The following is a 9,456-nucleotide window of genomic DNA, read 5'->3' as shown; positions in this document are numbered from 1 at the left end:
AAGCGCAGTAGAGCGGCCCCGCCAGCGGCGGCGCCGTCTCGATGGCTGCGTTATAGGCCCCACCCTCTCACCCTGTCAACGCCAAAACAAAACTTTTCCGACAGTTCCGTGACAGGGCCTCCTATTTTGGCGATCCGCCGTCGGGAGCGCTGAAATAAAATCAATGATCGCAATGCCTTGCTGAGTTATCCACTTCCCGGGGTCTGCATCTGCTCAATTCCGAGGCGCGAGACGCCGCCATCGACGGCAGCGAAAGTCCTTGGCACGCGCACCGTCCTTGGGGGCCATTCCGGACAGCGACCGGCCATTCCCACGACACGCCCGAGGGTCTGCGCTGCCGGTCTGGACGCCGAACGCGGCGCTCTGCACATTCCCAGGTCTGCCTCGCATCCGCTCGCGGCAGTCCAGGACGCCCTCCGGCAACAAGCCGGCGCGCGAACGGGACCGGATCACGAGCGGATTCACACCATGCCGGAGAATACTATGCCTGAGATCATCGTGGTCGGCGCCGGAGTCCTCGGCACCTCCGTCGCCTATCGCCTCGCGCTCGCGGGCGTGCGCGGTACCGTGCTTGAGGCGACACGGGTTGGCGGCGGTACGTCCGGCATCAGCTTCGCCTGGACCAACTCCTGCAACAAGGAGCCGCGCAGCTATCATGACCTGAACGTCGCCGGCATGAAGGCGCACGCAGCATTGAAGGACGAGTTTGGCGCAACACCCTGGTGGCATGGCGGCGGTCGCGTCGAATGGAAGGCGGAAGCCGAGCGCGACGGTCAGCGCACCAAGGTTTCACGCCTGCAGGGCTGGGGCTACGCGGCCGAATGGATCGATCGCAAGCAGTTGCTCGAACTCGAGCCGGATATCGATCCCGCGGCGATCGGTGACGCACCCATCGCCTGGTACCCGAATGATGGCTGGCTCGACCCGGTCGTCTACGCCCACGCCATGATGAGCGCGGCATGCCGGCTCGGCGCTGAGCTGAAGACCCAGACGCGGGTAAGGGCCCTCCTCGTCGAAGGCGGCAAGGTCACGGGCGTACGCTGCGAAACCGGCGAGACATTTCATGCAGACGTGGTGGTGAACTGCACCGGGCGCTGGTCCAATGACACGATCGGCACGTCCGCTCCCAATGTCCCGCTGGAGCCCACGGTCGGTTTCCTGGTCTTTACATCGCCTGTGCCGGCTTCGATCCAGCGCGTGGTCTCCTCGCCGCTTTGCGATTTCCGACCGGATGGCGCCGGAAGGCTGATGGTGCATTGGGGACCGGCCGACGCGCAGGTGACGCCCGAGGTCAGCGAGCATCCCGGCATGGCACAGGCTGCGGTCGTGATCGAACGGCTGACCAGGATCCTTCCCGGCATTGCGCCGATCCAACCCGAGGCCACGCGCGTCACCCAGCGCCCCATTCCCAGGGATGGCCTCTCGGCCATCGGGCCCGTGCCTGGCCTCGACGGCTATTATCTGATGGTCACGCATAGCGGCGCGACGCTCTCGCCGGCGCTCGGGGCCATGGCCGCGGACGAGATCCTCACTGGCATTGAACAGCAGGAGCTTGCCGATTTCCGCCCCGCGCGCTTCTTCACATAGAATGGGAATCCGCGGCGGCCCCCGGAGAACCGTCCAGCCGTGTGCTCGTCGCGCCGAATGATGGGAGGGCAAGCCGTGACGGAGGTTCACGACCTTCAGCGCTTCGTTACCGCCCAGGAGCCGATCTTCGAAACCGCGCTTGCCGAGCTGCGAGCAGGCCGGAAGCGGACCCACTGGATGTGGTTCGTCTTTCCGCAGCTGCGCGGTCTTGGCCTTTCGCCGACGGCGGAACGCTACGGCCTGGCGTCGCTGGCGGAAGCGCGTGCCTATCTCGCCCATCCCATTCTCGGCCCCCGCCTCGTCGCGTGCACCGCCGCCATCCTGGAGCTCGAGGGCCACTCAGCCCACACCATCTTCGGCTCGCCCGACGACAAGAAGCTTCGCTCGAGCTTGACCCTGTTTGCGCTAGCCGCGGCTAGCGGCGACACTATCTTCCGGCAGGGCCTGCAGCGCTATTTTGGCGGCGAACCGGATCCGCGCACGCTCGACCTGATCGGGCAGCCCCCGTCCGGCGAAACGCGCCCATAGTCCGCAAGCGGCAGATCGCTCACCAGGGGCCGTGAAGCTACCCCTGGAAGCGGATTGTCATTGCCCTGTGCTCGCGGCAACCGGCCGGCCGGGCCCACTCCCCGACCGGAGATCGCCACGCTTCGCGAGGGCCAAGGCTTCAAGCTCGAGGACCATTCGCTCCGGTGTCTCACATGGGAGGGCGCCGAGCACTGAAATCTCGCGGGTCACATCGACCGGCAAGCCCGAGTTCGAGTCGTCGGGAATCTGATTCAGCCGGCCGCCGATGCAGACCGGGATGGACCGGCCGGCCCGCTCGAGAGCGCCCAGTACCTCGCTCGCGAACCGAAGGGCGATGCCGTTATATGTGCTGATGGCGATGACATCGCATCCCCGTGCCAGCGCAATCTCGACAAGATCATCGGGGTCGACCGATGTACCGCCATCGACCGCCTCRACCCCCAGGCTCGTGAGCAGGTGCTCGATCAGATTCTTGCCGTGCTCATGGACATCGCTGCTGGCCACACAGACCTTGAGACCACTCGCTTCAATCAGACGACGGGCACTGACCGGAACCTTCGCCACCCAGGATTCAGTGGCGTGCTGGAGCTCCTCGACCCATTCGGCAAGCACAATGGCCCGCCGCCCGCCCCATGCCGCACGGTCGGCTGCCCCCGCGCCATACAGCGCCTCTAGGCGTTTCGGACCGATTCGGCGCAGGGCCAACATGAGTGCGGCAGGATCGCGCGCGTCGATTCCGGCTTCCCGCAAGCCCGTCAAGACCTTGCCGGCAAAGGCCCGGCCGCCATCGACGAGGCTTGCGGCCATCCCGTCGACCAAAGCCAGGTCGATCAGGCCGAGATTGGCGGACGCGTGCTCGACCATCCGGGCTGCGAAAACCTGCGCATCGATGATTTCGTCGGTATCGGGTATCCGCTCGTTCTCGGTCACCGGGACCGGATTGATCGCGTGCCCACTCGCCCGGCGCTGCAGCGACCAGATATCGGCCTGGAGGTAGCTCGCCAGACTTGCGAAATTGCCGGCCGGCGTGGATCTGTAACTCACCGTGTTGCCGAAAATCATGCTTCCCGGCGTGTCAGACACCTGCATCAAGGCATGATGGAAGGCGAGCCGCATGAGCGGGGCCGTGAAATGGTGTCCGTAGCAATGCGAGACTTTGGCGCCGATCAACGCATCGACGATGTATTTCTCGATCAGCACCATGCCGAGCGCGGAACTCATATCGGCGAACAAACCGGCAAAGCCGTCGTCGAGGTTCGAATGAACCAACACCTCGACGGGTTGAGCAGCGATTAACCCAAGCGCCGTCACCGTGGCCTCGGTGGTGGCGACATCGTCGTCCCAATCGGGGAGGCGGAACGTGAAATATTGGCCGAGATTCCCGACAGTGGTGACCCCGGCTGCCAGCGCTGCCCGGGTATTCTCCACGGCCCCGGGCAAGCCCAGCATGAAGTCGCCGAAATGCGCCGCGGCCGGCACGATGCCGGTGATCCGCGAAAAATCCTCGGGCCCGTCGAGGACGATGCCGGTGCCGCGCGGACGCTGGGAGCGCTGCGCGAGCGGGTACCCCATCGACCAGTCCAGGGTGATGCCGAAGCGATCGACCACCGTGCCGAGCCGGGCGCAGCTTTCATGCACGGTCCGGATTGCGTCCAGCGTTCTGTCGACGCTGCGAAAGCCGATATGGGCGTGCTGCATGATGCGCCCCTGAACGGCAGTCCTGCGCTTGTAAGCCGCCTCGGAAGGAACGCCCATCGTATCGAGGAAAAGATTGCGGCCCACCTGCCAGGTGCGCGCCATGACCGCGCCCTTTGCAAGCAGCTCGGCGCCCGGCCGAAGCGCGCCGGGAACGAGATCCGCGAGAGGCGGCAACACCGTGTTGGTCATGAAATCCTCCCGGCCATGCGCTCCTGAATTCCCGCGTCAGATGGCCACGATGTCGAACTGGCGTCGGATCGCGGCGACCAGACTGGAGGCCGTGATCGCCGAGGTCTTTGGGTTGCCGGCGGAGGGCAAGTTGGTGAAGCGCAGATAGGCCGAGCCGAGCGAGCTCTCCGCCTCGATCTCGTGAATATTTCCCCTGGCCGCGGGATCGGAGACGATCCGCGTCGTCACCCGTGCGGCACGCGCTGCGAGCGCAATGGTGAGCCCGACATTCAGGTTCCTGGGATAGAGCCGCGCCGCTTCCTCCGCGCTGCCTTCATAGAGCACGATCTCGGCGACGAGCGACCGCTCGCTAAGCCCGGCCTGCGCCAGCTCGGCCGCCCACGCGTCCGGTGGCTTGCGCGAGGTGTAGCGAATCCGGGCATCGTCGGCTTCGCGTAGCGCCGCGAGATAGTCGAGCCCCCCGACAGCCCCGGATGGCAGGATGAGTCGCGCCCCGCTCCGTGCCGCGATCCCGGTCAGGCGAGCCAGGAAATCAGTATCGGCAAGGGCGCCCGTCGAAGCCGCAATGACCGCAAGGCCCGCGGCCAGAACATCCGGCAAGGCCTCCACGACGGCGGCATGCCCGGCCGCCTCGACAACGAGGTCGGGTCGGCTGGCAATCAGTTCCGGCACCGTCGTGGCGACCTCGACGCCTTCCGGCACCGTGGCACAGCTCGGAGAATCCGGCCGCAACAGCACGGTGAAGTGAAAGTCCGCCGACTGTTGGAGGCGCGCATGCACCTCGCGCGCGATCGTGCCGAAGCCGATCAACCCTATTCGCTTCCTGCTCATGGCAGTCCCATTGCGGCAGATCAGGGGTTGCGCTGGTCGGTCGGCGGCACGGCGAACACGGTCTGGCGCTCGATTTCGAGAACGTTGTCCGGTCGGGGGAAATTGGCCGGCGCCGCCTCGCCCGCGACCCGCGAACGGCCGATCAGACGGAAGAAATCCTCGAGGCCATTCGGCACGATCAACCAGACCCAGTGCAGGTCCTCGGTCCCCTCGTTGATGAACATATGCCGACGGCTCTTGCCGACGAAGATCGCGGTGCCGGGTTGAAGCGGAACGTCCTTGCCGTCGAGCACTGCACGCCCCTTGCCCTTGATGAAATAAATCACCTCCTCGTGTCGATCGTGGCTGTGTTCACGGACATAGCCACCGGGCGGCACGGTCTGGGTTCCCAGAGCCAATGGGTGATCCATCCGCACCCGCGCGGGGTCGACGACCACCTCGATATGGCCGTTGGCCGGAACCGGCTGCCAATAGCTCGTCGCCTGGCCGGGCTGGATAACGAATGTCTCACCGGGTTCGTGAATTTCGGTCATGGGGTCATCTCCATTCCGTTGGCTCTTCGCGGGACGGCGGAAAGCAACTTCTGCGTATAAGGATGCTTGGGAGCAGCGAAGATCTCGGCCGTGACGCCGTGTTCGACCACCTCGCCGCGCTGCATGATCGCGATCCGATCGCAGATCTGGGCCGCGACGCGCAGGTCGTGCGTGATGAAGATCATCGACAGAGAGAGCCGATCGCGCAGTTCGACGAGCAGCTGCAGCACCTGCGCCTGGACCGAGACATCCAGCGCCGAAACCGCCTCGTCGGCGACCAGGATCTTTGGCTCGAGCGCAAGCGCTCGGGCGAGCCCGATGCGCTGGCGCTGCCCGCCCGAAAACTGATGCGGCAAACGGTCGGTGGCGCTGGGATCAAGCCCCACCAGCGAGAACAACTCCTTGGCTTTGGCCAAGGCCTTGTCCTGCTTGACGCCGCGGGCGATCAGCCCCTGGGAGACCAGGTCCCCGGCCGTGCGCCGCGGATTGAGCGAAGCGTAGGGATCCTGAAACACCATCTGGACGAGATGACGCTGGCGGCGCAGCGTCTCGCCGCGAAGCTTGCCGAAATCGACGCCGTCGAGTTCGATCACTCCCTGATCGGGATCGAGCAGGCGTACGATGCAGCGCGCCAGAGTCGACTTGCCCGAACCGCTTTCGCCGACGATGCCCAGAGTAGCCCGGCTCGGCAGATCGATATCGACCGCCTTCACCGCGTAGGTCACGCGGCGCTGCCGGCCGAACCAACCGCCTCCCGTCCGATAGGTCTTGGACAGAGCGCGCACCGTCGCGATCGTCTTGTCCGGCAACTCCCGCGGCGGCGGCGGGGTGATGCTCGGAACCGCTGCGATCAGCGCGCGCGTATAGTCGGCCTTGGGATTATCGAGCACCTCGCGGACTGTTCCGCTTTCGACGACGCGACCATGCTGCATCACCATCACCCGGTCGGCGATCTCCGCGACAACGCCGAAGTCATGGGTAATGAACAGAACCGCCATGCCGGTCCGCCGCTGGATGTCCCTGATCAGCGTCAGGATCTGCGCCTGGATGGTGACATCGAGGGCAGTAGTCGGCTCGTCCGCGATCAGGATCTTCGGTTCCAGAGCCAGCGCCATGGCGATCATCACGCGCTGGCGCTGCCCTCCCGACAACTCATGGGGATAGGCCCGGTAGGCCGAAGCCGGCTCGGGAATGCCGACCTCGTCCAGCAGCTTCAGCGCTCGCTCCCGGATCTCCTGCTTCGACAGCTTGGTGTGAGCCCGGAACATCTCCGCGATCTGGTCGCCCGCGGTTCGCAGCGGGTTGAGGGCCGTCATCGGCTCCTGGAAGATCATGCCGATCTCGGGACCGCGGATCGCACGCAACTCGTCCTCGGAGAGGCCGAGAATGTTCCGCTCGCCGAGCATGATCCTGCCGCCCCCCACGGGCAGGCTGGTGGGAAGCAGCCCCATCAGCGCCGACGCGGTCATCGACTTGCCGGAACCGCTTTCCCCGACCACGCAGACGATCTCGCCCGGCGTGAGGGTCAGCGAGAGCTTCTCGACCGCATAAGGCCGGTCGGCCCCTCCGGGCAGGGCGATGGATAGATCTTCGATACGAACGAGAGGGGTCATCGGCCGCGGAGCCTCGGATTCAGCGCATCGTTGAGCCCCTGTCCGACAAGGGAGACGGACAGGATCGTCAGCAGGATCGCCACGCCGGGAATCGCGGAGACGTACCACTCGCTGCGCAACACCTTGCGGCCCTGGYCGATCAGATTGCCCCAGGAGGCGATGTTCGGATCGGAGAGGTCGAGGAAGGCGAGCGCGCTTTCGAGGAGGATCGCCGTCGCCATCACGACGCTGCCATAGACGATGATCGGCGCCAGAGCGTTGGGCAGAACCTCGCGGAAGATGATCCAGCGATTGGTCAGGCCGAGCGTCCGGCAGGCCTGGACGAACTCGCGATTGCGCAGGGTCAGGAACTCGGCGCGCGTCAGGCGCGCCACCGCCGGCCAGGACACGATGCCGATCGCAATCGTCACCGCCGTCATGTTCGAGCCCACCACCACCACGAGCACAAGCAACAGGATGAAGTTCGGAAGCGTCTGGAAGGCCTCCGTCATGCGCATCAGCGCATCATCCGTCATGCCGCCATAGAAGCCGGCGATCGCACCGACGACGATGCCGATTGCAATCGCAATCAAGGTCGAGACGATGCCCATCAGCAATGTGGTGCGGGCGCCGTGGGCGATCTGTGCCGCGATGTCGCGGCCCGACGCGTCCGTTCCCAGCAGGAAGCGACCGCCGAGCGAAGGCCATTGCAGCGGCCGACCGGCAAGCCCCAGTGGATCGCGCGGGTAGAGCAGGTCGGCAAAGATGGCGAGGCCGACGATGCCGATGAGCAGGAGCAGGCCAAGCACGGCAGCGGGGCTGAACAGGAAATATCGGAGCGCCTTCATGATCAGGACGCCCCGGCCGTGATCCGCGGATCAAGGCGCGCATAGATGAGATCGACGACGAAGTTCACGCAAATGACCATGATGGCAGAGACAAAGACGATCCCGAGCAGCGTGTTGAGATCGCGCTGAACTACGGATTCGTATGCGAGCCGCCCGATGCCGGGCAGCGAGAACACGCTTTCGATGACGACCGAACCACCCAGCATCGTGCCGGCTTGCAGGCCGATCAGCGTGACCATCGGCAAGAGAGCGTTCCGCAGGACATGCCGCCGGACGATTTCGCCCTGCCTCAGGCCCTTTGCCCGGGCGGTTCGCACGAAATCCAGCGTCGAGACCTCGAGCATCGAGGCGCGCATGATGCGCAGATAGATGGCGAGGAAGATCAGGGAGAGCGTGATCGTCGGCTGGACCAGATGCCGTGCGATATCGAGCACCAGCCAAATGCCCGTCAGCCCGGCACCGATTTCCTGAAAGCCACCGGGCGGGAGCCAGGCCAGCCAGATCGAGAAGACGACGATGCTCATCAGCCCAAGCCAGAAAGAGGGCGTGGCATAGAAGATGAGGCCGAGCAGCGAAATCAGCGTATCAGCCCAGCCGTTCACGCGCTGTGCCGAGACGATGCCAAGCAGCATCCCGGCAAAGAAGGCGAAGCTCAGCGCCGAGAACATCAGCAGGAGCGTTGCCGGCAGCCGCTCCAGGATAACGGTGGCAACGGGCTTGTTGTAGATCGCGGAGAATCCGAGATCCAGACGGACGAGCCGCCAGAGATAGTCCAGCAAGCGGACAGCCGCGCTGCCTTCCAGCCCATAGAAGCGACGCAACTCTGCCGCAGTGGCAGGGTCGCCACCGCCCATCTGCGCCATCAATGCATCAACCGTGTCGCCGGGCGCGAACTGAAGCAGCACGAATAATCCGGCGAGCAGGATGAGCAGCGTGGGAACGCTGCTCATCAGGCGTCGTCCGGCCAGTTTCAGAATGTGCATGGCCGTACTTTTCTGGGGCGCGCCAGGATCAGGATTCGATCCAGAGATCCGCCCAGTGGCTCGAGGGCCAGCGCGGATTGTTGTGGTGGTTCTTGAGCTTCTTGCTGGTGACCGAGATGAACTGGCGTTCTGTCGCCATCCAGAGCGGGAGCTCGGTGTTCAGCAGCTTGACGATCTCGGGATAGGCGGCCTTGCGCTTGGCCGGATCGATCTCGAAGGCGGCATCGTCCATCATCTTGTCGGCCTTGGGATCTTCCCAGCCCCACTGGTTGGTGAACGCGGTGCCCTTCGGGCTGCCCGAGCGGTACCAGACCATGGTGCTGATCGCCGGATCGGCGCGATAGATGTGCCAGCCGGTCGAGAGATCATAATTCCAGTCGCGATAGACGGCCGTCAGATAGGTCGCCGCATCGGGACGCTGAAGCTCGACCTTGATGCCGACCTGCTGCAGCGACTGCTGGATGAAGGTCGACCAGAGCGGGATGTCCTCGCCGAAGGGCGGGCTCAGCATCTTGAGCGAGAAGCGCGTGCCGTCGGCGCCGCGCTTGAAACCGGCCTCGTCGAGCAGGGCGTTGGCCTTCTTGACGTCGAACRGATAGTCGGGCGCCCCCGCCTTGTAGAAATTGACGTCGAACGGATAGTCGGGCGCCCCCGCCTTGTAGAAATT

The 9,456-nt window shown here is 64.9% G+C and carries 9 protein-coding genes; 2 read left to right on the top strand and 7 right to left on the bottom strand.

Going from position 1 to position 9,456, the window contains the following annotated elements; translation table 11 throughout:
• Window positions 1–468: 468 nt before the first annotated feature.
• Together AC1D34_RS28430 and AC1D34_RS28425 are read left to right on the top strand one after the other, a co-directional pair.
• Window positions 469–1,587 (top strand): NAD(P)/FAD-dependent oxidoreductase, encoded by a 1,119-nt coding sequence (locus AC1D34_RS28430; RefSeq protein ID WP_476826012.1) that lies wholly within the window; start codon window positions 469–471, stop codon window positions 1,585–1,587.
• A 75-nt stretch (window positions 1,588–1,662) separates the two neighbouring features.
• A complete protein-coding gene (locus AC1D34_RS28425) occupies window positions 1,663–2,115 on the top strand; it encodes a DUF1810 domain-containing protein (RefSeq protein ID WP_476826011.1) in 453 nt (150 codons plus the stop codon).
• Window positions 2,116–2,172: 57 nt separating this feature from the next.
• Here the strand turns inward: AC1D34_RS28425 and AC1D34_RS28420 are convergent, their stop codons facing one another.
• From AC1D34_RS28420 to AC1D34_RS28390, 7 genes are all read right to left on the bottom strand, one after another.
• Complete coding sequence (locus AC1D34_RS28420; RefSeq protein WP_476826010.1) at window positions 2,173–4,002, bottom strand: cobalamin-dependent protein; 1,830 nt, start codon at window positions 4,000–4,002, stop codon at window positions 2,173–2,175.
• A 36-nt stretch (window positions 4,003–4,038) separates the two neighbouring features.
• Window positions 4,039–4,833 carry an aspartate dehydrogenase gene (locus AC1D34_RS28415; protein ID WP_476826009.1) on the bottom strand — a complete coding sequence of 265 codons (795 nt, stop codon included), beginning with the start codon at window positions 4,831–4,833 and terminating at the stop codon, window positions 4,039–4,041.
• 20 nt (window positions 4,834–4,853) lie between these two features.
• Window positions 4,854–5,366: a cupin domain-containing protein gene (locus tag AC1D34_RS28410; RefSeq protein ID WP_441492763.1), complete on the bottom strand. Its 513-nt coding sequence runs from the start codon at window positions 5,364–5,366 to the stop codon at window positions 4,854–4,856.
• Window positions 5,363–6,979 carry an ABC transporter ATP-binding protein gene (locus AC1D34_RS28405; protein ID WP_476826008.1) on the bottom strand — a complete coding sequence of 539 codons (1,617 nt, stop codon included), beginning with the start codon at window positions 6,977–6,979 and terminating at the stop codon, window positions 5,363–5,365. The genes AC1D34_RS28410 and AC1D34_RS28405 overlap by 4 nt, the downstream gene beginning before the upstream one ends.
• Window positions 6,976–7,806 carry an ABC transporter permease gene (locus AC1D34_RS28400; RefSeq protein WP_476826007.1) on the bottom strand — a complete coding sequence of 277 codons (831 nt, stop codon included), beginning with the start codon at window positions 7,804–7,806 and terminating at the stop codon, window positions 6,976–6,978. Before AC1D34_RS28400 ends, AC1D34_RS28405 begins: the two co-directional genes overlap by 4 nt.
• Before the next feature lie 2 nt (window positions 7,807–7,808).
• Entirely contained in the window at window positions 7,809–8,789 is a 981-nt protein-coding gene (locus AC1D34_RS28395; protein ID WP_476826006.1) for an ABC transporter permease, read from the bottom strand.
• 28 nt (window positions 8,790–8,817) lie between these two features.
• Window positions 8,818–9,456: ABC transporter substrate-binding protein (locus AC1D34_RS28390; RefSeq protein WP_476826005.1), on the bottom strand; the 639-nt coding region annotated here is incomplete at its 5' end.

Source organism: Allobosea sp. P1_A7 (assembly GCF_056406775.1).
This window is presented reverse-complemented; position numbering and strand designations above follow the sequence as displayed.

What these genes read in the sequence shown, in the direction of transcription:
- AC1D34_RS28410 (WP_441492763.1), bottom strand. Translation starts at nt 5,366, where the DNA reads ATGACCGAAATTCACGAACCCGGTGAGACATTCGTTATCCAGCCCGGC.
- AC1D34_RS28430 (WP_476826012.1), top strand. Translation starts at nt 469, where the DNA reads ATGCCGGAGAATACTATGCCTGAGATCATCGTGGTCGGCGCCGGAGTC.
- AC1D34_RS28395 (WP_476826006.1), bottom strand. Translation starts at nt 8,789, where the DNA reads ATGCACATTCTGAAACTGGCCGGACGACGCCTGATGAGCAGCGTTCCC.
- AC1D34_RS28405 (WP_476826008.1), bottom strand. Translation starts at nt 6,979, where the DNA reads ATGACCCCTCTCGTTCGTATCGAAGATCTATCCATCGCCCTGCCCGGA.
- AC1D34_RS28415 (WP_476826009.1), bottom strand. Translation starts at nt 4,833, where the DNA reads ATGAGCAGGAAGCGAATAGGGTTGATCGGCTTCGGCACGATCGCGCGC.